The 26,028-nt window shown below is 66.5% G+C and carries 18 protein-coding genes; 8 read left to right on the forward strand and 10 right to left on the reverse strand.

Translation table 11 applies throughout. The annotated features are described in order from the left end of the window. Window positions 1-13: 13 nt before the first annotated feature. Both POL67_RS22670 and POL67_RS22675 read left to right on the forward strand, forming a co-directional pair. Entirely contained in the window at window positions 14-1,642 is a 1,629-nt protein-coding gene (locus tag POL67_RS22670) for a Kelch repeat-containing protein (protein ID WP_271920374.1), read from the forward strand. A 125-nt stretch (window positions 1,643-1,767) separates the two neighbouring features. Then, window positions 1,768-3,363, forward strand: coding sequence for a Kelch repeat-containing protein (locus POL67_RS22675; RefSeq protein ID WP_271920376.1), 1,596 nt, complete (start codon window positions 1,768-1,770; stop codon window positions 3,361-3,363). A 40-nt stretch (window positions 3,364-3,403) separates the two neighbouring features. Here POL67_RS22675 and POL67_RS22680 read toward each other — a convergent pair whose 3' ends face one another. After that, window positions 3,404-4,105, reverse strand: coding sequence for a lectin-like protein (locus POL67_RS22680; protein ID WP_271920378.1), 702 nt, complete (start codon window positions 4,103-4,105; stop codon window positions 3,404-3,406). Between the two features lie 434 nt (window positions 4,106-4,539). Here POL67_RS22680 and POL67_RS22685 point away from each other — a divergent pair, with 434 nt between their 5' ends. Next, complete coding sequence (locus POL67_RS22685; protein ID WP_271920380.1) at window positions 4,540-4,866, forward strand: four helix bundle protein; 327 nt, start codon at window positions 4,540-4,542, stop codon at window positions 4,864-4,866. Between the two features lie 186 nt (window positions 4,867-5,052). On the opposite strand, the gene POL67_RS22690 is transcribed toward POL67_RS22685, so the two are convergent. The 3 genes from POL67_RS22690 to POL67_RS22700 form a co-directional block, all read right to left on the reverse strand. Next, the gene (locus POL67_RS22690) at window positions 5,053-10,665 is read right to left on the reverse strand and encodes an AAA family ATPase (protein WP_271920382.1); all 5,613 of its coding nucleotides are present in this window, start codon (window positions 10,663-10,665) and stop codon (window positions 5,053-5,055) included. 277 nt (window positions 10,666-10,942) lie between these two features. Then, a complete protein-coding gene (locus POL67_RS22695) occupies window positions 10,943-12,070 on the reverse strand; it encodes a glycoside hydrolase family 5 protein (protein ID WP_271920384.1) in 1,128 nt (375 codons plus the stop codon). Window positions 12,071-12,197: 127 nt separating this feature from the next. Next, window positions 12,198-13,250: a hypothetical protein gene (locus POL67_RS22700; protein WP_271920386.1), complete on the reverse strand. Its 1,053-nt coding sequence runs from the start codon at window positions 13,248-13,250 to the stop codon at window positions 12,198-12,200. A 391-nt stretch (window positions 13,251-13,641) separates the two neighbouring features. On the opposite strand from POL67_RS22700, the gene POL67_RS22705 reads away from it, so the two are divergent. Beyond that, window positions 13,642-14,361, forward strand: coding sequence for a lysoplasmalogenase (locus tag POL67_RS22705; RefSeq protein WP_271920388.1), 720 nt, complete (start codon window positions 13,642-13,644; stop codon window positions 14,359-14,361). 14 nt (window positions 14,362-14,375) lie between these two features. Here POL67_RS22705 and POL67_RS22710 read toward each other — a convergent pair whose 3' ends face one another. The 6 genes from POL67_RS22710 to POL67_RS22735 form a co-directional block, all read right to left on the reverse strand. Beyond that, the gene (locus tag POL67_RS22710; RefSeq protein ID WP_271920390.1) at window positions 14,376-14,690 is read right to left on the reverse strand and encodes a hypothetical protein; all 315 of its coding nucleotides are present in this window, start codon (window positions 14,688-14,690) and stop codon (window positions 14,376-14,378) included. 207 nt (window positions 14,691-14,897) lie between these two features. Beyond that, window positions 14,898-15,860 carry a DDE-type integrase/transposase/recombinase gene (locus POL67_RS22715; protein WP_271920392.1) on the reverse strand — a complete coding sequence of 321 codons (963 nt, stop codon included), beginning with the start codon at window positions 15,858-15,860 and terminating at the stop codon, window positions 14,898-14,900. 53 nt (window positions 15,861-15,913) lie between these two features. After that, window positions 15,914-16,237 (reverse strand): transposase, encoded by a 324-nt coding sequence (locus POL67_RS22720; protein WP_271917931.1) that lies wholly within the window; start codon window positions 16,235-16,237, stop codon window positions 15,914-15,916. A gap of 259 nt (window positions 16,238-16,496) precedes the next feature. After that, window positions 16,497-18,026, reverse strand: a complete 1,530-nt coding sequence (locus tag POL67_RS22725; RefSeq protein WP_271920394.1) for a DUF262 domain-containing protein — start codon at window positions 18,024-18,026, stop codon at window positions 16,497-16,499. After that, window positions 18,023-19,123 carry a hypothetical protein gene (locus POL67_RS22730; protein WP_271920396.1) on the reverse strand — a complete coding sequence of 367 codons (1,101 nt, stop codon included), beginning with the start codon at window positions 19,121-19,123 and terminating at the stop codon, window positions 18,023-18,025. Before POL67_RS22730 ends, POL67_RS22725 begins: the two co-directional genes overlap by 4 nt. Further along, on the reverse strand, window positions 19,120-20,295 hold the full coding sequence (locus POL67_RS22735) for an AAA family ATPase (protein WP_271920398.1): 1,176 nt from the start codon (window positions 20,293-20,295) through the stop codon (window positions 19,120-19,122). Before POL67_RS22735 ends, POL67_RS22730 begins: the two co-directional genes overlap by 4 nt. 746 nt (window positions 20,296-21,041) lie before the next feature. Here POL67_RS22735 and POL67_RS22740 point away from each other — a divergent pair. The 4 genes from POL67_RS22740 (at window position 21,042) to POL67_RS22755 (ending at window position 26,018) form a co-directional block, all read left to right on the forward strand. Continuing rightward, window positions 21,042-21,464, forward strand: coding sequence for a hypothetical protein (locus tag POL67_RS22740; protein WP_271920400.1), 423 nt, complete (start codon window positions 21,042-21,044; stop codon window positions 21,462-21,464). Window positions 21,465-21,681: 217 nt separating this feature from the next. Continuing rightward, the gene (locus POL67_RS22745; RefSeq protein ID WP_271920402.1) at window positions 21,682-21,804 is read left to right on the forward strand and encodes a hypothetical protein; all 123 of its coding nucleotides are present in this window, start codon (window positions 21,682-21,684) and stop codon (window positions 21,802-21,804) included. Window positions 21,805-22,402: 598 nt separating this feature from the next. After that, on the forward strand, window positions 22,403-22,918 hold the full coding sequence (locus POL67_RS22750; protein ID WP_271920404.1) for a hypothetical protein: 516 nt from the start codon (window positions 22,403-22,405) through the stop codon (window positions 22,916-22,918). Between the two features lie 166 nt (window positions 22,919-23,084). Beyond that, window positions 23,085-26,018: a hypothetical protein gene (locus POL67_RS22755; protein ID WP_271920406.1), complete on the forward strand. Its 2,934-nt coding sequence runs from the start codon at window positions 23,085-23,087 to the stop codon at window positions 26,016-26,018. Window positions 26,019-26,028: the final 10 nt, after the last annotated feature.

Here is a 26,028-nt window from a genome sequence, read left to right on the forward strand (position 1 = left end):
CCATGGGAGATCCATGCACCTTCGTAAACCATTCATTGCTTGCATCGCGCCCCTTTGCCTTTCGCTCCTTTCGTCCTCTGCGCTCGCGGCTCCGCCCTGGCAGGGCCTGCCGGACATGGGCGTGACACGCCACGGTCACGCGGCGGCGTACTTCCCGGGGATTGGCGTGCTCGCGGCGGGCGGGGCCCCGGGCTCGGGGGATCCCACCTTGTTCGAGGCGCTCGATCTGGCCACCGGGACGTGGACACCGCGAAACCCCGCGCCTGTGATGCACTTCATGACGGAGGCCCTGCTCCCGGATGGCCTGTGGCTGCTCCGCGATATCGAGCAGGTCTACACGTACGACCCCGTGAGCGACACCTGGACCGAGGAACCCGTGCTCGCGGCGACCTTTCGCACCGACGCGACGCTGAGCGTGCTCCCGGACGGCGATGTGCTCCTCACGGGCGGATTTTCCGACTTCGTCACGTTGGGCAATTCGCTCCGTTATGATCGCATGGGTCAAACGCTCCTCGCTCGGAACCTGCATCAAGGCCGCGCGAGCCACACGGCGACGACGTTGCCTTCCGGGCGCGTGCTCGTCGCGGGCGGCTGGGCGTGGGTCTCGAGTGACGAAGGCGACGACATTCAGTCAACCAGGGCCGAGGCCGAGGTCTACGACGCCGCGATCGATACGTGGACCGTCGTTCCGCCGATGCACGGGGCTCGCCAGCGACACGCGGCCGCGCTTTTGCCGGACGGCCAGGTGCTCGTCGCGGGCGGCCTCCCGACCACGGCGACGGCAGAGGTCTATGACCCGGCGGCGAATACGTGGATGCAGGTCGGGCCGATGAACGAGGCGAGGTGGGGGCATACGATGACGGCGCTGCCGAGCGGGCGCGTGATCGTCACCGGCGGCGTCGGCAACAATGGCAGCGCGGCGCTCACGTCCGTGGAGGTGTATGACCCCGTGACGGGGACATGGACGTTGCTCCCGCCCATGGCAGGGCAGCGCTGGCGACACACGGCCACGTTCGTGCCGGGGCACGGTCTGCTCGTGGCAGGCGGGCAGACGAGTGCTCTGTTCTCCGATCCGACGACGGCGAGTGTGGAGCTCTATCCGCTCGGAAATACCGCGATCGGCGCTGCGTGTGTGATCGGGGATGAATGCGCGAGCGGCGATTGCGCTGGTGGCGTGTGTGTGGATGACAGTGGGAGTGGAGCAGGCGGCGCGGGTGGAGCAGGCGGCGCAGGCGGCGCAGGCGGCGCTGGTGGTGCGGGTGGTGCGGGCGGCGGCGGCGGAAGCGGTGGCGGCGGCGGAAGCGGTGGCGGCGGCGGAAGCGGTGGCGGCGGCGGAAGCGGTGGCGGCGGCGGAAGCGGTGGCGGCGGCGGAAGCGGTGGCGGCGGCGGCGGCGGCGGCGGCGGCGGAAGCGGCGGCGGCGGCGGCGGCGGAAGCGGCGGCGGCGGCGGCGGCGGCGGCGGAAGCGGCGGCGGCGGCGGCGGCGGCGGCGGAAGCGGTGGCGGTGGCGGAAGCGGCGGCGGCGCAGGTACGCCTCCCGGTGGCGGGGGCGTGCAATGCGCGGTCGACGCGCGCTCCTCGGGGAATCCCGGATGGCTCGCGCTCATCGGTATCGGCTTCCTTCTTCGCCGCCGTCGCCGCTGACATCTGGGGGGAAGGCAAGGAGCTTTTGCTTGCTCTCGTGTTGACGCCCTCACCCCATCCATGCACGGTGGCGACGCGTCGTACCAGGAATGGGGGGCATCTCGCGACCCCCCATGGGGAGATCCATGCACCTTCGGAAACCATTCATTGCTTGCATCGCGCACCTTTGCCTTTCGCTCGTTTCGTCTTCTGCGCTCGCGGCTCCGTCCTGGCAGGGCCTGCCGGACATGGGCGTGGCACGCAACGGCCATGCGGCGGAATTTTTTCCAGGCATTGGCGTGGTCGCCGTGGGCGGGTCCTCCTTGTTCGAGGCGCTCGATCTGGCCACCGGTACGTGGACGCCGCGAAATCCCGCGCCCCACATGGGTTCCGTGACAGGGGCTCTGCTCCCCGATGACCTGTGGATCGTCGTCGAGCTCGAGCAGGCCTACACGTATGACCCCGTGAGCGACACCTGGATCGCAGAACCCGAGCTCGTCACCTTTGACTACGATCTGACACTCAGCGCGCTCCCGGACGGCGATGTGCTCCTCACGGGCGGACTGATGGACTTCAACACGTCGGGTTATTCGCGACGTTATCATCGCACGACCCAAACGTTCCTCGCTCGAAGCCTGAATCAAGCCCGCTCCAGCCATACGGCGACGACGTTGCCTTCCGGGCGCGTGCTCGTCGCGGGCGGCCGGGCGTGGGGCCCGACGGAAGAAGGCGACGAGATTCAGTGGCCCCGGGCCGAGGCGGAGGTGTACGACCCCACGACCGATACGTGGACCCTCGTTGCGCCCATGCACGCGGCCCGCTACCGGCACGCGGCCGCGCTCTTGCCGTCCGGCAACGTGCTCGTCGCGGGAGGCTTTCCGCCCACGGCGACGGCAGAGGTCTATGACCCGGCCGCGAATACGTGGGTCGAGATCGCGCCCATGAACGAGGCGAGGTGGGGGCATACGATGACGTCGCTCCCGAGCGGGCGCGTGATGGTTACCGGCGGCCTCGGTGGCGGCACGGCGCTCACGTCCGCGGAGGTGTATGATCCCACGACGGGGACCTGGACGTTGCTCCCGCCCATGGCCGTGAACCGCTGGCGACACACGGCTACGTTCGTGCCGGGGCACGGTTTGGTTGTGGCCGGCGGACAGATGTACGCGTTCAACGGACCCATTTGGGCGAACGTGGAGCTCTACCCGCTCGGCAATGCCGCGCTCGGCGTTGCATGTGTGATCGGCGATGAATGCGCGAGCGGCGATTGCACGGGCGGCGTGTGCGTGGATGGCAGCGGGAGTGGAGTGGGCGGTGCTGGCGGCGCGGGTGGAGCAGGTGGAGCAGGTGGAGCAGGTGGCTCCGGCGGCGCGGGTGGAACTGGTGGTGTGGGTGGTGCTGGCGGTGCGGGTGGAGCTGGCGGTGTAGGCGGTGTAGGCGGCGCAGGTGGAGCTGGCGGCGTAGGTGGCTCCGGCGGCGTAGGTGGCTCCGGCGGTGTAGGCGGCGCAGGTGGTGCTGGCGGCGTAGGTGGCTCCGGCGGTGTAGGTGGCTCCGGCGGTGTAGGTGGCGCAGGTAGCGGGGGTGGAGCTGGCGGTGCTGGCGGTGTAGGCGGCGGAAGCGGCGGCCCGGATGTCCCTCCCGGTGGCGGCGGCGCGCAATGCGCGATCGACACGCGCTCTTCGGGGAATGCCGGATGGCTCGCGCTCGTCGGCGTCGGCCTCCTTCTTCGCCGTCGTCGACGTTGAACGGAAGCAGATTCGCCGCGCGTGGGTGTCCGGACGCGGCCTACAGCCCGGCTGGGGTGTACTCGCAGACGTAGTGGTATTCGTACGTGCAGTTGTCGTCGTTCCACTCGCCGGTCACGTGGTACATCTCGACGCAATCCTCCGACGCGTTGTAGTCGTCCGGCTGACCCGTCTCCCAGTGGGTGTACATGAACGGCTCGCCGCTCTCCCACGCGAACGCGCCCTCCGTGTTGATATCGGTCAACCCGATCCAGCGTGGCAGGAGGAGGGTCTTGTCGATGACCGTGCCATACACGAAGTCCTGCTCGCCCTGGCTCGTCAGGGAGACGAGCACGCCCCCGTTGGCCGCGCAGGCTTGGAGCGCGTTCGCGTAATTGGTCTTCTGCGCGGTGAACTCCGCATAGCAGTGATGATTCCCGGTCCACTCTTGCTCGTCCGGGAGGCATTTCACCATGCAGCCGTCACAGCGGTCCGCCGGATTGGCATTGGCGTCGTCGCACTCCTCGCCCGGGTCCAGGAGACCGTCGCCGCACACGGCACCGCCGCCCGCGCCGCCCATGCCGCCCGCGCCGCCCATGCCACCCGTGCTCGTGGTCGACCCGACGTTTCCGTCACCTCCGCTTCCGCCCGTCGAGGAGCTCGACGTGTCCTGCGCACCGGCGCCCCCCTCACCGCCGGACCCCGCCGCGCAGCCCCAGGCAGCGATCGACATTCCCAGAATGAGCCCTTGAATTTTCCTCATGTGCACTCGCCTCCGTGTCTTTCGGCGCGCGAAGATACGCGCGCGAATGCCCCGTAGGCCACAAGGAAACGGCTCCGCTTCCGCTTCCGCAACGGATTCCGGGGACCGTGACTCGGCGTAACCCGCTGGATCCGCATGCCGCTGCTGCTGTTTCCGCTTCCGCTTCCGCTGCTGCTTCCGCGACCGCTTCCGCGACCGCAACCGGGGTTTTGGGAACGCCTGTTCTTTGTTCTCGTCCGGGGAAGTCGATTGTGCCCGCGTGCTCGGAAGGCGAAAGGCCAAGCCGTGCTCGCCATCCTCGCCGTGCTCGCGCTTCGCGCTCCGCGCGGCTCCGGGTGGCTGCGCGCGGTGCGAGGCTTCGCCTCGCAGCCTTTCGCCTTCCTCCGCGCGCGGGCCGGGGTCGGGGGGCCCCGGTCGGGGATACGGAGGAAAATATGACGCTCAGGATTTATGGTGTGGCGATCGAAATGCTCAGGGCTTTGCGACCCGTGATCGAACGGGTGGGGACGAAGGATCCGAATCTCGGGGATCAACTACGACGGGCGGCTACGAATATCGCGCTGAACCTGAGCGAGGGTGCTTATTCGCAGGGAAGGAACGAACGGGCGCGGTGGCATACAGCCATGGGTTCGGCAGCGGAGGTCCGCGCATGCCTGGAGGTAGCAGAAGCACTCGGGTACATTGAAAAAGCGGACGAGAACCTGCTCGACACGCTGGACCGTATCGTCGCCACCCTCCACCGCCTAACACGCCGGTCATGACCCGGGCGTGCCGTCCCCGCGGGCGGCACGCCTCCCAGCGGCAACGGCAACGGCAGCGGCAGCGGCAGCGGAAGCGGAGGCGGAGGCGGAAGCGGAAGCAGCAGCGGAAGCGGAAGCGGAAGCGTGAAGCGAAATCCGTTTGCGTACCGTCCTTTGCGTTGCCCGGAGGGCAACGCAACCAAAGGGTCAAGGGACAATGCCCCTGGTCGGGTCAAGGGCGGAAGCCCTTGTGGGGTGAAGGGGCAACGCCCCTTCGCTCTCGGTCGAGAGCGGCAGCTCGACGCAGAAGGTCGAGCCCCGGCCGATCTCGCTCGACACGCGAATTCGGCCGCCGTGCGCCTCGACGATGGTGCGCGTGATGTAGAGGCCGAGCCCGAGCCCACCGTAATGCTGCGACGAGACGCCGCGTCGAAATCGTTCGAAGAGCTGCGCCTGCACCTCGGCCGGGATCCCGATCCCGCGGTCCGTCACCGAGAGCCGTGCGACCCGATCTTCTCCGGTGATGGTGATGTCGATCGGCTGGCGTTCCCCGAACTTGATCGCGTTGGTGAGGAGGTTGGTCACGACCTGCTCCAGGCGGTGCGGGTCCCACCGGCCGATGACCGGCTGCTCCGCGCGCACGGCGAGCGCGCTGCCTGACTGCGCGATCTGATCACCGAGGTGGGCGACGACCTCGTCGACGAGCGCGCGCAGATCGACGGGCGCCGTGTTCAGCTCGAGCCTCCCCGCCTGGATCCGGGAGACGTCGAGGAGCATATCGACGAGGTCGGCGAGGCGCTTGATCTGGCGGCCAGAGAGGGCGACCGCGGAGCGCACGCGCTCGACGTCCATGCCCCGCGCGAGCCTTTGCCCCAGCGATTGAATGGCGAGCTGCAGGCTGGTGAGCGGGGTGCGGAGCTCGTGCGAGGCAATCGAAAGGAACTCGTCCCGCAGCTGCACGGCCTCCTCCGCTGCCGTGCGCGCGCGCCGCTCGTCCAGGAGGAGCTGGTCGCGCTGCTGCTCGGCGCGCACGCGCGCGGTGATGTCGCGGAAGCTCCAGACCCGCCCGACCACGCGCCCGCCGAGGCGCTGGGGCTGCGAATAACGCTCGAAGAGGCGCCCGTCCGCGAACGGGATGACATCGACGCTGGACTCCTCGGGCGAGGCATAGAGAGCGCGGATCCTTTGCAGGAACGCCTCGGGATCGAGGAGCTGGTCGCAGACGAACGTACGGAACGTGTCGTCCGACCCGGTGGAGAGGATCTCGTCCGGGATACGCCACATCGCCGCGAACCTGTGATTCTGACGCACGACGCGCTGCTCGTCGTCGACGACGAGGATGCCGTCCGCCGTCGATTCGAGCGTGGCCTCGAGGAGCGAGTAGGAATGGCGGAGCACCTCCTCGGCGCGCCGTCGCTCCGCGTTCTCCTGCTGCAAATCCGCATAGAGGCGCGCATTCTCGATGGAGTTGGCCGCCTGGGCCGAGAGATGCCGGATCACCTCGACGCGATCGGGGGTGAAAGCAGAGCGGGTGAGGTCGTTGTCGAGATAGATCACGCCGGCGAGGCGGCCCTTGTAGACGAGGGGCGCGGCGAGCGAGGAGCGCGGCGCACCGCCGGCGAAGCAGGGATCGCGCCCGAACGGCCCGTCGAGCGCGAGGTCGTCGAGCAGGACGGTCTCGCGCGTCCGCGCCACGTACGTCACGACGCTGATCGGCAGGTCCTCGCGGCCCTCGAGGGGCGCCGCGCCGAGCCTGTGGACGGCCGCCTCGCCGGTGCGGTGCTCGGCCTCGACGACGAGCCGTCCGTCACGCAGGAGCAGGAGGACGCCGCGCCGCGCGCCGGCGTTTTCGACCAGGATGCGCATGAGCGCGTCGAGCAGGCGGTCGAGGACGATCTCGCCCGAGATGGCCTGGGAAGCCTTGAGCACCGAGCCGAGGTCGAGCGCGGCGCCGGCGGGCGCGGCGGCCTCCGGGCCCGTCGCGCCGCGGAGGATCTCGCTGGGGACGAGGTCGGGGTACGAGCGCTCGAGACGCCGCATCGCCTCCGTCGCGCCCCATCGTCCGTACGCCCTGTGCGCCTCGGTCAGGTAGGTGCGGGCGATGGTGGTCTTGCCGAGCGCGCGGAAGGAAAGGCCCGCGAGCTCGTTGGCGAGCGCCTCGTCGTGGAGGTAGCCGCCGCGCTGGGCGAGGGCGATCGCCTCGTCGTAGCGAACCCACGCGGCGCGCGCATCGCCGCGGACGCGCTCGAGCTCGGCGCCGAGCAGGGCGCTTCGGTGCGCCAGGTTCTCCGGGCAGAGGTCCGCCCAGCGCGAGAGTTTTTTAGCGAAGATCTCCGCGCGGGCGAGGAAGAGCGCGCGCTCGTCCGGGGAGACCACGTCCGCCGCCTGCGTGAGCGCGACGCCAGCGTAGCAATGTAACGCGGGGGTGCCGTGCCAGGACACCACGGTCGGGATCTCGATGTTCAGCGAGAGCGCGGTGCGCGCCGCTTCCTCGAACGCGCCCTGGAAGACGCCGAGGAGCACGACGTAGAACTGCGCGAGGTAGGCCGAGATCTGGTTGTCCATCCGGCGGCACTCCTCGATGACCTCGTCGATGTCGACCCATGCGCCCTTGAGCTTGGCCGGGCGCGCGGTCTCGACCGAGAGCTGGTGCGCGAGCTGTCCGACCGCGCCGACCATCCAGGTGATGGTTTTGAACTCGTCGAGCTTGCATATCGGCTGGTAACTCTGCGCCTCGGCGAGGAGGTCGGAGAGCGGCAGGCCGCGCAGGAGGCTGTTCGTGATGAGGTTGATCGTGTTGTAGAACGCCCAGATGTACTGGCCCGTCTCGAGCCCGGCGTGCATCCCCGCGAGCAGCGACTTCTGGCAGGCGGGGTAGCCCTCTCTCCAGTGCTGCACGTGGGCGCCCCACATTTGCCGGAGCATCGCCTCGGACTTCTTGTCCGGGTAGCGCTCCGAAAGGTCGATGGCAGCGCGGCCAAAGCGGTAGCCGAGCTCGACGTCGCCGCGGCCGCCGAGGAACACCCCGAAGTTGATACAGCCGTAGATCGCGTGCCGCGACAGGCCGTGGCGCACCGTGTTCTCGAGGATCTTCGCGACCGTGATGCAGTAGTGGTTGGGGCTCAAGAACCAGCAGGGAGAAAAGAGCTCCTGGAGCACGTCCTGCATGGCGCAGATCTCTGGGTCCGCGAGCGGCGGCAGGTCTGGCAGCGCCTCGAGCGTCTTTTCCCGGACCAGATCAATGGTCGCCCGGATCTGGGCGTCGAGCGTGGCTTGGTCGAGGAAGGGGGGCAGGTCGATCCCGAACGGGCGCAGGGCGGCGAACCCCTCCGCGAGCGCGGCGGGCAGGTCGTTCTTGAGCACCTGCACGTTCAGCTTGAGCCGCAGCACCTCGGTGCGATCGAGCCGGCTCGCGGCCCGCTCCAGGCAATCGGAGAGGATCGCGAGGGCGTCGTCATGCTGACCGCAGAGCGAGACCATGAGGGCGGTCTTCATCGCGTACTCGAGGCGGAGCCGGTACTGCGACGTCCAGGCGTCCTCCGGAAGGCGCAGGAGGCCGAGATTCAGGTAGCGCAGGGCCGCGCCGAAGGCGGCCGCGTCCTCGGCGCGGCAGGCGGCCTCGAGGCTCATGCGGGCGATGCGCAGGCGCTCCGCGGGGTCCGACACCAGGTCGCCCGCGCTGCTCAGGTGGCCGACGACGTCGAAGAGGTTCTGGCTCTCGGAGAGGTCTAGCTTGCCTGCGAGCAGCCGGCCGATCCGGAGGTGGAAGGCGGGCCGGTCCGCCTCCGGGATCATCGCGTAGGCGCCCTCCTGGACCTTGTCATGAGCGAAGCGGTCGCCGTCGCGCCCGGCGATCACGAGCCTCTCGCTCACGGCGGGATCGAGGCGGCCATACGCTTCTTCCAGCGAGCACTCGCTCACCGTGGCGAGCACGTCGAGCTCGAACCGGTTGCCGATCGCCGCGGCGAGCTTCAGGGCCGCCTGGGTCGTCGCTGGTAGCCGCGCGATGGTGCGCACCATGAGGTCGACGACGTTGTCCGTGTACGCGAGCGCATCGATCTTGGCGAGGTCCCAGCGCCATCCCGACCCGGCTGCGAACGTGAGCACGCCGTGATCGTGCAGCGACCGGACGAACTCCTTGACGAAGAACGGGTTGCCGCCGGTCTTCTTCAGCACCGCATCGACGAGCGGTCCGCAGTCGTCGCGCTTGAGGCTGTCCGAGAGCATCTCGAGCAGGTGCGGGCGCGCGAGCGGGGCGAGGACGATGTCGCGCACGACGAGCCCGGCGTGCTCGAGCGCCTCGATGGCCAGGACGAACGGGTGCCCGGGCGAGACCTCGTTGTCGCGGTAAGCGCCGCAGAAGAAGAGCGCCTCGAGCGAGTCGTCGGCGAGGAGCGCCCGGAGCAGCCCGAGGCTCGCGGGGTCGATCCACTGCAGATCGTCGAGGAACAGGACGAGCGGGTGCGCGTGCCGCGCGAACACCGAGACGAAGAGCAAGAAGCACCGGTTCAGGCGGTTCTGCGCCTCGACGGGCCCGAGCTCGGGGACGGGCGGCTGCGCGCCGAGCACGTGGGATAACGAGGGGATGACGTCGCAGATCACCTGCCCGTTCGGGCCGAGCACGTCGAGGAGCAACCTCCGCCACGCCTCGCTCCGCGCCTCGCTCTCGGTGAGGATCTGCCGCACGAGGCCGTCGAACGCCTGGATCACCGCGCTGTAGGGCGTGTCGCGGTTGTACTGGTCGTATTTGCCGCTCGTGAAATAGCCCTTCTGCCGTGCGAGCGGCTTCAGGATCTCGTGAACGAGCGAGGATTTGCCGATGCCCGAGTAGCCGGAGACGAGGACGATCTCGCGGCTCCCCGCGAGCGCGCGCTCGAACGCGGCGGTGAGCGCCTCGATGTCATGCTCGCGGCCGTAGAGCTTCTGGTGGATCCGGAAGAGGTCCTGACGATCGCGCTGGCCCACGACGAAGGGCTCGATCGTCCCCGTGCCGCGCAGGGCCTCACGGCAGCGCTCGAGGTCGGCGAGCAGGCCCTCGGCGCTCTGGTAGCGGTCCTCGGCGTTTTTCGCGAGCAGCTTGAGCACGACGTCGGAGACGGCCTCGGGGATCGTCGGATCGACGCGGGACGGCGGCGCGGGCGCGAGGGCGAGGTGTGCGTGGATGAGCTCCATCGGGTCCAGGACCTCGAAGGGGCGCTGACCCGTGAGCATCTGGTAAAGGATGACGCCGAGCGCATAAAGGTCGGTCCGGTAGTCGACGCCGCGGTTCATGCGGCCGGTCTGCTCGGGGGAGACGTAGGGCAGCACGTCGGCGATCACCGCCGGCTCGTAGAGCCGCTCGTGCGCGCGGGTGATCTCGGCGTCGACGCCGAAGTTCTTGATCTTGACCGCGCCGTGCGCGCCGACGAGCACGTTTTGCGGGCGCAGGTCGCGGTGGACGAGCCCCGCCGCGTGCACCACGGCGAGACCTTCGGCGAGCGCGGCCGCGAGATCGAGCGCATCGACGACGGGCATTCTGCGTGACGGACGCGCGGCGAGGATCCGCGCGAGATCGCGGCCCGGGAAGTCCTCGAGGACGACGATCAAGGAGCCCGCGAGCTCCTCGACGCCGCGCAGCGCGACGAGGCGGGGCGAGGCGAGGCGCGCGATGCGCTCGTACTGGTGCTTGAAGCGCGCGACCTCGGCGCGCGTCGATCCTTCCGCGCGGAGGATTTTCAGCAAGACCGGGACGCCGTCGCCCTCGCGGTACGCGCGGTACAGGCTAAAATCGGCGCTTTCCTCGATCTTCTCCCGGAGCGCGTAGCCTCTCCCGACGACCATTGAAGACCTTGCTCACTCGCCCGTGCAAGGCGGCGCATATGACAAGCTACTTATATGCCGAAGGGTGAGCAAGTTCGGGGAACGCCAGCCGATCGACATCACCATCACCGGAGAAGATCGGGTCGCACGGCTCTCGGTGACGGACCGCGGGATCGGGAGCGGAGGCGGGCGCGGGAGCGGAAGCGGCAAGCAAATTTGCTTGTGTACCGCTTCTCCCTCTCGGTGAATGCCTTCCCGGACAAGGCGATGGAGCTCCCGCTCCCAGGCCGCACGAGCGTCAGCGCAAGAGCGCATCCTGCAGGTACGTGACCCAGCTCCCGGTCTTCACGTCCATCGCCTTCATGGTGCCGCCGTCGTCCCAGTACGCCCAGGCAATGCCGCGCAGCTCGGCCTCGCGCCGGATCAGGCGCACATACGTCGCGCGCGATTGCTGATCCGCATTGTCGATGCAGCCGAACTCGCCCATGTACACCCGGCGCCCGCTGGCCTGGATGTAGCGGTCCACCTTCTCGAACTCGGCCCGCACACCCGCCGGCCCGTTTGGGTTCTGTGACAAGGGCTGCGTATTGTAGCGGCTGAACCAATCGTTCACCCAGCCCACCCGCTGCGCCGCCAAGGCGGGCGTGAGCGGCGCGGCCGGTGGGCCGGGGAAGACGATCCCGGTCGTGCCGTATTCCGGGGCCATCCACGGCGCGCCCTGGTGCGTGAAGAGAATGGGCTGGTACATGTGGAACGTGGGGATCAGGTTGGGGTCGTCCTTGGGCAGCGTGAGCTCGTCCAGCCAATCGGCCGAGGCCCAGAAGTACCCGTCGACGATGATCCGCCGCGTGGGGTTTTTCGCGCGGATGATGGCGATCGCCTTGTTCGAGATCTCGTTGACGATGTCGGCGTTCAAGTTTCCGTTGGGCTCGTTGAGCAGCTCGAAAACCACGCTGGGGGGGCGACGCGCGTAGCGCTCGGCGAGCTGCGTCCAGATCCCCAGGAACCGCGGTGTGTGCGCGGCCGGTTCCTTCATCAGCTCCTCGTAGTGGTGGAAATCGAGGATCACCGACAGGCCCCGCGCCGCCGCCCGATCGAGCGCCCAGTCGACGCGCTCCAGGAACGCCGCGTCCACGGTGAACGGCGCGCTCGCCTGGGCGTGCGCGTTGAAGCGCACCGGCAGCCGGACGTGATCCAGGCCCGCGGCGGCCGCCATCTCGAAATGGCGCTCGTCGAGCGTCACCCCCCACGCGCCCTCGTTCGGCGCGTCGAGGGCGTTGCCCAGGTTGATGCCGCGCCGGAAGCCCTCGAACGGCGCGGACTGCGCGACGCCGGCGGGGTTCGGCGTGATGTCCCGGGCCGAGCCCCGCGGGATGCAGCCGGAAACCAGGGGAATCCACAACAGCGTCTGCCACAGCGCGCGCATCGAATCGCCTCCGACCGTCACGCTGCCCTGATCGGCGGCGGGCTGCAAGACACACCACGCGGAAACACCCTGAACCCGTGGTGCAGAGCCTCGCCCAGGGACGCGCTCGGGCTCCGTTGTCCTCCGTTTATTGTTTCACGACCGGTTTGCCGTCGCTCCGGCACGAATAGAACGAGTCATACCCGTCCACGGTCGGGCTCTTGACGTTGTTCTTCCAGGCGCAGGTGGGCATGCAGCAATCCTGCATGGTCGTCGTGTGATAGGGCTCGTTGTTGAGCGTGCTGACGAAGCCGGCCGCCTTGGCCTGCGCGGCCGTCTGGATGTTCGGATCGGGCGCCGGGAGGCCCTGTGAAGCCAGCTTGCATCCCGTGACCTCCATGAGATGCGTTGGACAAGCCACGCGCTTGGCGAGGACCTTCCAGTTCTCATGGTAGTACGAAGTGGCCTGGTTCGACTGGATACAAGACTTGCGTGTCTCGTCCTGGAGCGTGGCGTCTGCGGCCGTGATGGTGTTGCACGCGCTCGTGACTTTTTGCTGGCAGGTATCGGACGCGATCAATGCGTCGCTCAAATTCCCGCCGTCATCACATTTCAGGCTGTCGGGCCCGGGTTTCACGCCACCGTTGAAGGCTTGCCCCTCCGCAGGATAGGTCTGGTACTGCGAATACCCGAACTTCGTCCCGTAGTTCAGGTCGGCGTCGCATGCGTTGAAGGCGCCGAGGCCTCCCGCTCCCATGTAAATGTCGAATCCCGTCGCCCCCGATGCCTGGGTGTTGAAGCTCTGCACGATCAGCGGCTTCGGTGGTGTCAACGTCGAGTTCGTCAGGTACCTGGGTGCGTCGAAGACGAGCTGGTAGCACTGGCAGCACGAATCGGGGAGGCCCACGTCGAGGTTCGTCCCGTCGGGATCGTGGCCCGCGACGGCATAGTTGAATGTATCCTCGAAGCCATCATCGATCGCGGCCTGCTCCATCTCGTCCGCAAACAGCATGTAACGAGGGCAGGCGTACTGAACGGGGACCCCCTCCTTGCCACCCTCGCAGGCGTTTTTCGACGTGGGACCATAATCGTTTGCACAAGCGCCGCCGCACGTGCTGCTTGGGTCCCCCTTTTTGCATCCATCGACGGAGAACTGGTTCGAGCATTCGCTGGGCGGCGGAAGCGCATACCCCCCAGGCATGTCCGGACCCGTCCCGCTCGACGAGCTCGATGCCCCGCCGTTTCCCGTGGGAGACGTCGTCGAGCTCGAACCATCCATCCCTCCAGCTCCCCCGGTGTTCGTAGCGCCAGAAGATTCGTCGCAGGCGGCATGCGCGAGGCAAAAGACGATTGGAAAGAAGCGCGTCAACTTCATACAGAACTCCAAAAATCGTGAAGGTCGTAGGGAGAGACCCCACGATGATTCCAAGGGGAGGACAGGGCGTCAACGCAAAGCGTCAGGCCACGCGCTGGATTTCGACGAGGCCTGCAGGTCGATTGCACAGCGGGCTGGAAAGAGAGGGGCGACGACGGGTCCGATCTGGAGATGAATCCCGGCGCCGAGCCGCGTCGTGGTGGTAGGCTCACGCGCCATGGATCGGGCTTCGTCACGGCGCCGCGAGGCGCTCTTTTTCGCGGCGTTCCTCGCGAGCGCGGTGGCTGCGTGTTTGCTCGCCGCGCTCGCGCCGGGCTCGATCGCGGTGCGCCTCGTGAAGCTCGTTCCCCTCGTTTTGCTTTGCGCCGCTCGTCTGCGCGAGCGGCGGGGGCGGCTCGCGGGGCTCGTCGGGCTCGGGCTCCTCGCGTCGCTCCTCGCGGACGCCCTCATCGATGGCGTATTCGTGGCCGGGCTCGGGGCGTTCCTCGTTGCGCACCTCTTTTATCTTGCCGGGATGGGTTTGCCGAAGCGCGCGGCGGGCGCCGCGCTCCCCATGCTCCCGGCCCTCGTCTTCGGCGGGTTCATGTGGTGGATCCTCGTCGGATCCAGCCGCGCGCCGGAGGCCCTGCACGTGCCGATCACGGCTTATGCGATCGCCATCTCGTCCATGCTCGGCCGGGCGATCGGGCGCGCCTTCGTCGAGCCGAAGGACCACGCTTCGCGTGTCCTCTGTGCCGGCGCGCTCTTCTTCGTGATATCGGACTCGCTCATCGGCGTGAATCGCTGGGTCTACCCCGTGCCCCTCGGGCGGGTCTGGATTCTGTCGACGTACTACGTGGGGCAATACCTGATTTTTCGAGGCTCCGCGCCGCCCCAGAGCGAGGCAGAGGACGCCGAAGGCCGCGTCGAGACGAACCATTCTCCCCAGGTCACCTGACCTCCACGGCTTGGTCACACCGCCGCGACGAAGCGCCCCTCGGCGGTCGCAAAGCCATCGAGGTACACCTTGTGCGGAGGCGCGGGGTCGACGAGCAGCGCGCAGAAGCCCCCAGGCTGGACGAAGAACATCTGCACGTCGCACACGAACCAGTGCACCTTCACCCGCGAGGCCAGGAGGGATCCCGGCGGCGGGACGGCGACGCCCGGTGCGCCCGACGCGCCCATGGCCACGAACGCGTCCACTTCGAGGTGGACCTCGATCCTGTACTGGTTCCCCGTGAACAGGATGCGGTCCCGGTATAGTAAAGTAAAACCTCTCCAAGGCAAGTCACAAGCGGCCTGAATTCGCGAGGCCCACGCGCCACCGAGAGTGCCACCGTGCTCGCGTTGGGCAACTCGCGTCCTCGCCATCCTCGCCGGGTTTGGCTTCCAGGCGGCCGCGGTTGCTGCCCGGCGCAGCCCCGAGCATCTCGCCGCGGCTGCGGGTGGCTCCGGGCGCGAGATTGCCCTTTGCTGCGCGCGGCGGCTCCGCGATTATGCGGGCGATGGGCAGACGGAGCCTCCGGCGGGGGCTCGGAGCTCCGGATGCGCAGCCGCCCTCGCTGCCAGGCGACGCTGCCGCCGCGCCTCACGAGCTGCCTCGAGCTTCGTGTCACGTGCGGCCCAGATGATATCGGCTCGGCCCGCGAGCGCGTCGTTCGGTGTGATGTACCCGATGGCGCTGTGCAAGCGCACGCCGTTGTAATGGTCGACGAAGCGCCCGACGATGCGGCGGGCATCCGCGAGCGATGACGGCGGCGTCACCCGAATCGCGTCGCTCTTCAGCGTCCTGTGCCAGCGCTCGATCTTGCCATTCGACTGGGGGTAGTTGACCGAGATGCGCACGTGCGTCATGCCCGCGATTCGGATGAACTCCTTGAAGTCCTTCGCGATGAACTGCGGGCCGTTGTCCGAGATGATGCGTGGCCTTTCGTCAGGGTACTTCTCGCGCGCACGCTGTGCGATGCACTCGACATCCAACTCGGTCATCGCTTCGCGAATCTCCCAATGGACGATCGCGCGGCTGGCGCCGTCGAGCAGCGAGCACAGGTAATAGAACGTGCCAGCTACGTTCAGGTAGGCGATATCGATGTGCCAGTGCTCGTGCGGCCTGAGCGGCTGCACGAAGCCGGTGCCCTTCTTCGACGCGCCCCGCTTCCAGCGGTCGAGGCGGCCTGCCGCCGACAGCACCCGATAGGTGGTCGAAGGACTGACGGCGACGACGTCCTGGTCCAGCATCATGAACGTCAATCGGCGATAGCCCTCGAGCGGGTTCTTTGCGTGGAAGTCGAGCACCTTCTGCCGCTCCTCGGGCCCGATCCAGAAGTCGCGTGGCACATCTGCATTGTGCTCGTTCGCCTTACCGTAGCGCTTCTTCCAGTCGAAGAACTTGCTGCGCGCGACGCCGAGCCAGCGAATGAAGCTCTCCCCGATGATATTCGTCTTGTCGGCCCACACGCGGACGAAGTCGACGACCTCGTCACGCGTGTCGTGGGGAACCCACCGGCCGGTCAGGGCTCCCCAAGTTCTTTTTTCAGCTTGACGTATTCCTCGGAGATCTCCGCGATCACCGCGTCCTTCTTCGAGAGCTTGGCCTCCAGCTGCGCGACGCGCGCTTCGAGCTCACGCTCGCGTGCCGAGGGCTTGTCCTTCGGCGGCCCATCGAACACGACGGCCGCGTTCTCGAACAGCTGCCGCTGCCAGGTGTAGAAGAGGCTCGGCTGCAGCTTCGTCTCGTCGCAAAGGCTCGAAACGGGCACCTTCTCCACGTGGTGGCGCTTCAGCAGCGCGGCCTTCTGCTCGCTCGTGTGGTTTCTTCGGATTCGCTTCGGCATGAACGGTTTGTCCTCGACCGTGTAGCACGGCGGTCAGGTTTGTCCCGTTCCGAGGGAGGCAGAACACCTTCGGGGCACCAGCGTCGGAGGAGCAAGCCGTCGGTGTCAGGACGGGGGTGGGCGAGGTGGTACGAACGAACGGGCCCGGTGGTATACAGCCATGAGTTTGGCAGCGGAGGTCCGCGCATGCCTGGAGGTAGCAGAAGCGCTCGGGTACATTGAAAAAACGGACGAGAACCTGCTCGACACGCTGTGAGAGTTATGCTGTTCGCTGTTGCAGGAAGCTGCGTACTGCATCTTCGAGAGCCGCACGCCGTAGCGTTAAGAATTCGTCCCATCTATTAACGCTCAGCGCATACCGTGCTTTTGCCGATATACAATGACTTTCTAGTATGTCGGGTGCTGTTCGGCAGATTGCCTGACGGAGCTGGGGGAGTTTGTTGTGGAGAATTCGGTTCTCGGTGGCGCCTGCGCTGTCGGCCCTGTCCCGCACAATGCGGACTAGCGCCTCATCGCCATGCTCATCGAGAAGCGACTTGACATCTAGCTCCTCGCCCGTTTGAAGGTGTCGGGGCCGGCGAGAGGCCAAGACCGCACAGACAAGCTTTGTTCCGGCCTCGCGAAAGTCGTGTCGCTGAGGTAGGTCGAATGGCCTTTCCGGAAGGGGTGTGCTCTGGATTAACTGCTGAATTGTCGCTGATTCATCGTCGGTGACGCTTTTGAGTGCTGCCCGGATCGTTGGAGCGTCAGCGCGTGCGTGCGAAGCTGACCACGCTCCTCGCCAGAACCAGGCTGCGAGCTGCCGTCGCGTCGCAGGAGATGGCCTCCGGACAAGGTGAAAGAGCTTCGTAAGCGGGACGAGAGGGAAACGATACGGTAGGAGCTTCACATGTACGATGCCTACCTCCTCTTGAAGAAATGCAATCACGTTTTCAATCGCACGCTCGGTAGCATCAAGCGCGGTACGGACCTCCTCTTGAGGCTTTTCACGCAGGGCTTCCCCGAAGTTGCGCGTCACGTCTATCCCTAGCACTGCAGCGGCGGCTTTTAGCAACCACTCCTCCTCCGGCGCGCCGAAGCCGAGAGCATTAAGACGTGCTCCCAATGCAGCGAGATCCGTACCAGGTCGGCCCCGGTGAATCGCTGCGAATACCTCCTTAGCTTCAAGCCGCTTACCCGTAGTGTTGAGTCGCTCGAAGATCTCGCGGATTTGTCCTTCGTCTTGTGCATGGACAATATAGACAGGTATCCGATAGTCCCTTAGTGCGCGTACGAGTTGATTGGCAACGTTTACGAGCGGTGGGGGTAGTCGCCGAGCTTGTAGCCACTGCAAAAAACGCATTGTGTCGGCTACTTCGGGCAATGGGAGCCACGATTCAGCAACGCGCTCGCGTGGTTGAGCGTATTCGAACTTGCCTTCTGCAAGATCAAAAAATAGGCTGAACTTGCCGGAAGCCTGTGTGCCTCTCGCGAGCAGGACGGCTACCAGTGACGTGACACGTTGTTGCCCGTCGATAATGAGATGGTTGCGGCCACGCGACGGTTCAAAGCGCAGCGGGCCAAAATCAGTCCGGACCCCTTCCGTATGCTCCGTCTCCCATAGAAGGAGATCGCCAATGGGATAGCCTCGGTAAATGCTGTCGAAAAGCTTCCGCACATCTTCCGCTTCCCAGACGAAGTTGCGCTGGAACACTGGGATATAGAGTTGGCCTTCTTTGGCCTTGCGCAAGATGTCGTCGACACTCCACGTCGTCGCCTCTGGACGAACGAACGGTTCAGGCTGGTTCATAGCCAGTCCTCCAATAGCTCGGCGATCGCAAGGAGTTCGGCCCTTGCATCATCGTCCAGCCATGAAGTATCGAAGTTTTCGTCATGTAGGTGTTGAATTGCCTTTTCCGCAGCATTTTCACCGAAACGCAGCTTCAGATCGTCGACGTGCTTGAGTTTTTGCTTGTCGTCGAGCGCACGCCACGCTTCAAACTGTTCATGTAGAATAGGGCGGGAGAGCGTCGTGTTGGCTTTGCTCTTGATTTCTTTGGCAACATTGTCGAGCGCTTCCTTGTTGGCATCCTTGATTCTGTTGCCATGATGCTCGAGTTGCTTCAGAATCCAGCTGTAAATTAGGACTGCGCGCTGACGGGCCCTGCGCCTCTTGGTTGTGTCCCTGATGGTCTGCGACTTTGAACCTTTCCACTCTGCGAGCATTGACCAAATGCTTGAAGGTACATAATTTTCGAGTTCTCGGCGTGCTAATATGTGGATCGGTATTTTCTTTGCGTCGCAGCTTTCTTTGATTTTGCGTGCCGTCTTGCTTGGTCCATCTTCAGGCTCATCGCGATCGCTATCGATTATTACGAATGAGCGCTCCGAACCAGACACTCTGTCGACGGCATTTTTGACCTCGCCCGAACCTCCACACCCCCGAGGTTGAATCCATTTTTGTTCGAGCGCGCTTTGGAGCTTGGGAGATTTACTCACTCGGATCGCTAGCCGGACCAAAATACTGTCCTTGTCGTTTTCGAGCAAGACATCCAGAGATTGTTCCGCCCATATACCCACCTCCTCGGGGGCGAGGACGAAGGCGATCTCGGGTTTATCCAGTAGCGGCTCCCCTGATACGACCGCACACATTCCTGGCTTGTTGGCAGGTGCGAATGGATCTGCGGGACTTCGTTGCAGGAATTCTTCCCACCTCTGGCGCAGTCGTTCACGAAGCATAGGGGCACATGCCTGAACCATGAAGTCGCTGTCCAGAATTGCCTCGGGATCATCAATGTCGATCTCGTGTTGAGTGCGATAGGCACGGTCGAACAGGCGCCGCAGTTGTTCATAGATGCGCTCGTCGCGGCAGTTGAAGAGCGTTGTGTCGCGGATGCGAACTTTCACGGCAAGAGGCCTCGGCGTACGAGTTCTCGACGAAGAGCTGCAAATTCGCGCTGAGGTTCGGCAAATACGTCCTTGGGCCACCAATCTGGAGTCGCACGCTCATCGAATGCGATTTCTTTGACTTGGCCACCAACAGCGGTGTCGTCTTCGACAAAGTACATTTTTACGTCTCGTGGCGACAGGCGTCCGGCTGCAATCTCGCGACGGATCCGGAGGACCAATACATCGGAGTGCGTTTCCACGAGTAGCCGTGTAGACGGCCGCTGCTTTACGCACTCGATGAGCAACTCGGCAACAGCGACATGCGCCCGCGGGTGCAGGTGCAACTCAGGTTGTTCGAGACAAAAAAGCGATGGCTGTGCGCGAGCAAGCCGGATTGCCACTACCAAGGGCAGGATCTGAGCGATGCCAGCGCCACTGTCCAGCATGCTCACTGGCTCCCTGGAGGTTCCTTCGGCTAGGACCTCAAAGGTATCCTTGCGCGTCTCGAAGGCGTCCTTGAGTTCGCGAACATGTAGACGTACGCGAAGCGGGGCGAAGAAGTCGTTGATTTCATCGATCCCTTTATCTCCAGACGCAGCCAGGATCATGGGAGCGCGTTCGCCGAACTGGCCCACATCGTCTGGCGTGTAGCCGAGATAGTCGTGGTAGCGTTCTCCTAGCGGGCGCATCCCGCGCAGAACATGGATACTCGGAGGAATCGATGCGAGTTCGGGGACCTCGGCCAACGCAGAGCGTGCCGCACTCCATGTAATGTTCGTAAACTCCCGCGCTCGTCCCGTCCCATCGTCGATCGACAAATGTGTCACGACCTGTTTGTGCCCGTGCTCGGGTAACGATGTAACACCCATCGCTAAGCGGTTTGCTCCTGCAACACCGGCGAGCCCAAGCTTCCACTGTAGGCCTGTCGCCTGGCGGCGAAAACATACTGATGGGAGTGCGCCAAAGTCGATCCCACCGACCTTCGTGGGTAATGGGGATGGCGCATCCTTGCCAAGCGGATGGGTCAGGTACGAAGGGGCAAAGCAAAGCGCGGTTTTGCCTGCGTTGTTACGCCCGAGTAGGAGGGTGAGCTTCCCCAACTCCACGCGTGCCTCTTGGCCGAATGCCTTATAGCCCTCGACTGAGAACCACGTGAGATCGGGACGCGGAATGAGCAACTCTGCGGACATCGGGAGTGTATCATGCCACAACTAACCCCGTAGCTCCCAACAAGTTCCTAACGATGATGCCGCGCGGCATGCGCGTGGCTGTCTTGACAGGTTGGCGCGCTAGCGGGAGCGCGCTTCCACGTGTACACGGCGACTGGAGTCTCCATAAGCCGAGTCGAGTCCACGCGGGTTGCTCCTCCTTCGGTTCCACGGACACACGTGAACGGGAGGGACGATGCTCCATGAGAGTTATGGTGATGCGAGGGGGACCAAATGTGACCTTGAGCCGCAAGCCTCGTAGAGCGTATGGCGGCAGCGTTAAGTCGTGGCTGATGGGTGCAGTTGCAGTTGTAGACCAAGCGTGACGACGTCCTCGTTGACGCTCCAGCTGTCCGCCCCTTGGTGGGCGTTCAGACCCGATTCCGCCCCCGCCTCCTATCCGTCATCGCAACAAGCCTCCATCTCCCGCTGCCATCGCCCCTCCGCACGCCCTCACATCCTTCATCCCCCACCGCCGTCCCTTGCCCGCGCGTACGAACAACCTCCGTCGCCCGTCGATGCTACCTGTCTCCCCTGACCACCCTCGACCCGCGCGCCGCCCCGCGTCTTGCCCGCGCGTACGAACAACCCCCGTCGCCCGCCGCCGCCACCTGTCCGCACGCCCATCCACCCCTGTCGCCCGCCGTTCCTTGAGGATCGCGCCCGCGACCTGGTCCCGTCGTCCGCCGCCACCCCAAGATCCCCCTCCCAACCAGAAGGAGCCCGTCATGTTGCATCTTCGTTCGATCCTCCGCTCGTTCGCCGTTGCTCTGACCCTGGCGGTGGTGGCCGCGCCCGTGGTCGCGCAGGCCGACGAGGGCCGCGCGCCGGCCGCCGCGAGGCACGAGGGGAAGCAAGGGGGCAAGCATGAAAAGCATTTCCCGATCGCCGCGGTGAAGTTCGAGAAGCACGTGGACAAGGGCCTGGCGAAGCAACGCGAGCGGCTGGAAAAGAGAATGGCGGCGCATCACGTGCCGGAGGCGAAGCGCGCCGAGCGCTGGAAGCAATTCGATGAGGGCGCCGCGAAGATCCGCGCCGAGGTGAAGCGGGTGGGCGCGGACGGGACGGTGACGAAGGAAGAGGCGCAGCAAGTGAGGGCTCTGGCGCGCCCGCTGCACAAAGAGGCGCGGACGCACCACAAGCGCGGGTAGTGCCTAAATCGTCCTCATTTGCCAACCTAGGGCATTTTGACGATTGCGCTGATGTAGAGTTGCGCCGCTTCAAACGGGCGTGCCCCGAGGACTGCCTTCGGTTGACATCGAGCGTCCTTCAAGGCAAAAGTGCCACATGACATACGTCAAGGTCGCTGTGGGCAACAAGGTCCTCGGTGTCCTCGCATTCGCTCGCCTTCCTCGTATCGGAGAGCACATGATCGTCGACAAGACGCTGTACCGCGTGACCATGGTGGTACACACGCCTCAGCGTGAGCCGTTGACGAAGAAACAAACGATGCCGCTGGCGCTGGTCGACGTTGAGCCAGAGCTCGGTTAGCCCCATGGTGGGGGCACTCATTTGAAGCGTCAGCCTGCCCTCATGAGGGCACTACCCGTCCTCGCGAACCCCCTCTCGCGTCCTGGCCCTCGGCGTTCGCTCGGACGCGGACCCCCTCTCGCGTCCTAGCCCTCATCGTTCGCGTGGACGCGAACGCCCTCTCGCGTCCTAGCCCTCATCGTTCGCGTGGACGCGAACGCCCTCTCGCGTCCTAGCCCTCATCGTTCGCGTGGACGCGAACCCCCTCTCGCGTCCTAGCCCTCATCGTTCGCGTGGACGCGAACCTCCGCCCGCGTCCTAGCCCTCGGCGTTCGCGTGGACGCGAACCCCCACTCGCGTCCTAGCCCTCATCGTTCGCGTGGACGCGAGCGCCCTCTCGCGTCCTAGCCCTCGGCGTTCGCGTGGACGCGAGCGCCCTCTCACGTCCTAGCCCTCATCGTTCGCGTGGACGCGAGCGCCTTCTCGCGTCCTCGCCCTTCGCGCGACCGGCCACGGAGCAAGATTCCGCCGGATGACAGCATCCGCCCCCTGCTTACCTTCCCGCCCTCACCCCAACAGGTCCCGCTCCTTCCCTGAGGGTGCGGGCATGGAGGTTTTCGTGAACGACAAGATTGCTCCGTACATGGGTCCCAGCGTCATCGACGTTTCCAGCGTTCGCCCGAAGCTCGTGGACGTCGTCAATGGCACGCTCACGGGCGCGCAGCGCGAGAAACCCGGTTTTCCGGAGGTCTTCGACGAACTTTCGAAGGCCCTCCCGCAGTATGGCGAGACCCTCGGCATTCACCCGGGCATCTGGCAGAAGATCGTCGACAAGACCGCCACGATCGACGAGATCCGCGCGCTCAAAAAGGATGTCCTCAAGCTCGCCGAGGTCCTCGAGGAGAGCGAAATCTACTACGAGGACGCGCGTGAAGCCGACATCAGCCGTATCGGCGGCTTCGTCGACACCACCGTCCAGCACGGCGACCCGTCCGTGCAGGCCGCCTTCAACCAGACCCTGGCGTATCGCTCCCAGTACGCCAAGAAGGCGGCCGACCAGCGCCGCAAGAACAAGCAGACGCGCGCCGAAACGAGCGCCGAGCCCAGCGCGGAATCCAAGCCGAGCCCCGCCTGAGGGAACCCCGGACGCCGCCGCAGCAGCAGCCGCAGCGGCGGCGGCTGCGGCCTCGTCCGACGCAGGACCAGGGCGCTCCCACGCGCCTGAGCCCACCGGGGCATAGCATGAATGCGGCGGACCCGGTTCTTTCAGCAGGAGAGCGATTCTTGGTAGGGTCGTGCGCATGAACCCGCCCAGGCTCCGGCGCTCGCGGAGCGCGTCCTCTGCATACCTCCGCGCCCTCGTCCCCCTGCTCGGCCTGCTCACGGCTTGCGGCTCCTCCGAGAACGCCGCCGCGCCCTCGGCGGGGCGTCTTTCCGACGACGTCCTGCACGCGCCGAGCGTACCCACCCATGCGCAGAACTTCGTTCTCCTCCCCGAAGTCCCGCTCGACGCGGCCGCCGTCCTCACGCCCGCGCCGGGCTCGAGAGCGCAGGCCGCGTTCGGCGGTGGGCAATGGCTGCTCGCCTGGTCGGACCTGCGCACCTCCCGCCCGATCCTCTACGGCACGCGCGTCGCGCAGGACGGCACGGCGCTCGATCCGTATGGCATTCGGCTGCTCGACGACTGGTACGGCGATCCCTACAGCGGCTGGCCGTATTCCCCGGCGGTCGCCTTCGACGGGACCAATTACCTGGTGGTCACCGTGCAGAACAGGAAGGTCCGCGGCGTGCGGGTCAGCCAGGCCGGGGCCGTGCTCGACCCGGGCGGGTTCGATATCGGAGGCATGCCGCTCGAGCTCCAGGGCCCTCCGTCCGTCGATTTCGACGGAACCCATTACTTCGTCGCCTGGAGCCGCATGGCGACCCAGAGCGATCCCATGGGCGGCCTCTATTATGCGCGCGTCGCGCCCGACGCGACGGTCCTCGATCCGGGCGGGATTTACGTGCCCGCCGACGTCTGCAGCCCGGTCGACGTCTCCTTCGACGGGACGAACCATTTCGTCGTCTGGGCCACCTCCTCGGGCGACGCCACGGTGCGCGGCGCGCGCATCACGCCCCAGGGCACCGTGCTCGATCCGGGGGGCATCGCGGTGAACTCCCTCCCGACCATCGACTGCCGCTCCCCCCACCTGGCCACGAGCTTCGACGGCCAGAACCACGTCGTCGCCTGGTACAACCTCGACTGGGACGTGACCGAGGAGCATATCTTCGCCACGCGCGTCTCGCCGCAGGGCACCGTCGTTGATCCCAGCGGGATCCTGGTCGCGGCGGAGTACGTCGAATTCGAAGGAATGAACCGGCTCGACGTGGCCCCCGACGGCGCGGGCACGCGGATCGCGTGGAGCCGCGACGGCGGGGATGATGGCGGAAACTTCTGGACGCGCGTCGAGCATGCACGCCTCGCGCAGGACGGCACGCTCACGGTGCCTGTGCAGTTCCTGCCCGACAGGGGCGTGGACGTGGCCCTCGCCTCGGACGGCGCGGGCGTGCTGGCCACGTGGACGTCGGAGACCAGCAGCACGCCGGTCGTGGGCAGGCGTTTCGGCGCGGGCATGGCCCCGCCGATCGACACGCAGCCCCGGACCTTCTCGACACACGGCAACGCGCAGGAGGTGCAAGCCGCGGCCTCGGACGGGCAGACCTCCTTTGTCATCTGGAGCGATTCGCGCCTGCCGAACATCGAGGGCCAAGGCCTCTACGGGGTGCGCGTGGGGCCTTCGGGGCAGGTCCTCGACGCCACGCCGATCGCGATCACGGACCAGCCCTTCGACGAGGCCACCGTGGTCTTCGACGGCGCGAACTTCGTGGTGATCTTCGTGCGCAAGTACATCGGCAACAACAACCCCTACCAGGCCGTGCGCGTGAGCCCCCAGGGCGCCGTGCTCGACGCGACCCCGGTGCAGATCCCGCTCTGCGGCCAGGGTTTCAACCAACTGAGGGCGACGGCCGCGAGCGACGGCGTTCGCACGCTGGTCTTCGCCAACGGCTGCGAGCTCGAGAACATCGGCCTCTCCGGCGTGCTGCTCGACCACGACCTGCTCCCGGTCGCGCCGGTGCTGGGGCTGGCCGATGAGCATCATTATCCCCAGCAGGCGCAGGTCGCCTACAACGGGACGAACTACCTCGTCATCTGGCACCAGTACAATGGCGTGTGGGGGCGCCGTGTCGACACCCTGGGCACGCTGCTCGACAGCGTGGATCTCCCCATCGTCTCGGGGGGCGACTACGTTTCTTCAGCGCTGGTCAGCGGCGGGGGCGCTGGAAATCACCTCGTCGTCTGGCACCAGGGCAACGAGGTGCGGGCGGGGCGCGTCGACCCCGCGGGGCAGCTCCTCGATCCGCAGGGCTTCCCCGTCGCCGGCACGGGCTTCGACAGCTCGGCGGTGGCGTTCGACGGAACGGAGTACGTCCTCGCCTGGCACGCGCTGACGAACGCGGACGATCCCGGGTCGCTCGATCTGTACGCCGCGAAGATCGATCCCCAGGGCAGCGTAGGGGCGAGCTTCCCGCTGTCGATGGCGCCGGAGCATGAGGGCTCCGTGGCCCTCGCGCCGGGCGGGGGCAGGGTGCTGGTGGCGTACACGCGCTACGTATCCCCGGCGCCGTACAGCGCGCGCCGTGCCTATGCGAGGCTCTTGGATCCGCTCGGCGGCAGCGGCGGCGCAGGCGGCAGCGGCGGCGCAGGCGGCAGCGGCGGCGCAGGCGGCAGCGGCGGCGCAGGCGGCAGCGGCGGCGCAGGCGGAAGCGGCGGCGCAGGCGGCAGCGGCGGCGCAGGCGGAAGCGGCGGCGCAGGCGGAAGCGGCGGTGCAGGCGGCGCAGGCGGCGCAGGCGGCGCAGGCGGCGCAGGCGGAAGCGGCGGCGCAGGCGGAAGCGGCGGCGCAGGCGGCAGCGGCGGCGCAGGCGGTAGCGGCAGCGGCAGCGGCAGCGGCAGCGGCAGCGGCAGCGGCAGCGGCAGCGGAAGCGGTAGCGGAAGCGGTAGCGGCAGCGGCGGCGGCAATGGCGGCACAGGTGGCCAGGGCGGGAGCGGCGGCGAACCGACCGACACGTATATCGATCGCGGCTGCGGTTGCCGCGCGTCCGGGCCTTCCCCTGGGCCGCAGCACCTGCTGCTTCTCGCCGCGCTCGGCATCGGCGGCCTCGTCCGGCGCAGGACCAGGGCGCTCCCACGCGCCTGATCCCACCGGG

The sequence above is a fragment of the Polyangium mundeleinium genome (genome assembly GCF_028369105.1).
In the GTDB taxonomy this organism is placed as follows: Bacteria; Myxococcota_A; Polyangia; order Polyangiales; family Polyangiaceae; genus Polyangium; species Polyangium mundeleinium.

Excerpts from the sequence above, each read along its gene's own strand:
- POL67_RS22720 (WP_271917931.1), bottom strand. The coding sequence starts at position 16,237 with ATGCCGAAGCGAATCCGAAGAAACCACACGAGCGAGCAGAAGGCCGCG.
- POL67_RS22745 (WP_271920402.1), top strand. The coding sequence starts at position 21,682 with ATGATCGTCGACAAGACGCTGTACCGCGTGACCATGGTGGTACACACG.
- POL67_RS22690 (WP_271920382.1), bottom strand. The coding sequence starts at position 10,665 with ATGGTCGTCGGGAGAGGCTACGCGCTCCGGGAGAAGATCGAGGAAAGC.
- POL67_RS22670 (WP_271920374.1), top strand. The coding sequence starts at position 14 with ATGCACCTTCGTAAACCATTCATTGCTTGCATCGCGCCCCTTTGCCTT.
- POL67_RS22740 (WP_271920400.1), top strand. The coding sequence starts at position 21,042 with ATGTTGCATCTTCGTTCGATCCTCCGCTCGTTCGCCGTTGCTCTGACC.
- POL67_RS22685 (WP_271920380.1), top strand. The coding sequence starts at position 4,540 with ATGACGCTCAGGATTTATGGTGTGGCGATCGAAATGCTCAGGGCTTTG.
- POL67_RS22700 (WP_271920386.1), bottom strand. The coding sequence starts at position 13,250 with ATGCCTGGGGGGTATGCGCTTCCGCCGCCCAGCGAATGCTCGAACCAG.
- POL67_RS22705 (WP_271920388.1), top strand. The coding sequence starts at position 13,642 with ATGGATCGGGCTTCGTCACGGCGCCGCGAGGCGCTCTTTTTCGCGGCG.
- POL67_RS22755 (WP_271920406.1), top strand. The coding sequence starts at position 23,085 with ATGAACCCGCCCAGGCTCCGGCGCTCGCGGAGCGCGTCCTCTGCATAC.
- POL67_RS22680 (WP_271920378.1), bottom strand. The coding sequence starts at position 4,105 with ATGAGGAAAATTCAAGGGCTCATTCTGGGAATGTCGATCGCTGCCTGG.
- POL67_RS22735 (WP_271920398.1), bottom strand. The coding sequence starts at position 20,295 with ATGTCCGCAGAGTTGCTCATTCCGCGTCCCGATCTCACGTGGTTCTCA.
- POL67_RS22675 (WP_271920376.1), top strand. The coding sequence starts at position 1,768 with ATGCACCTTCGGAAACCATTCATTGCTTGCATCGCGCACCTTTGCCTT.
- POL67_RS22725 (WP_271920394.1), bottom strand. The coding sequence starts at position 18,026 with ATGAACCAGCCTGAACCGTTCGTTCGTCCAGAGGCGACGACGTGGAGT.
- POL67_RS22695 (WP_271920384.1), bottom strand. The coding sequence starts at position 12,070 with ATGCGCGCGCTGTGGCAGACGCTGTTGTGGATTCCCCTGGTTTCCGGC.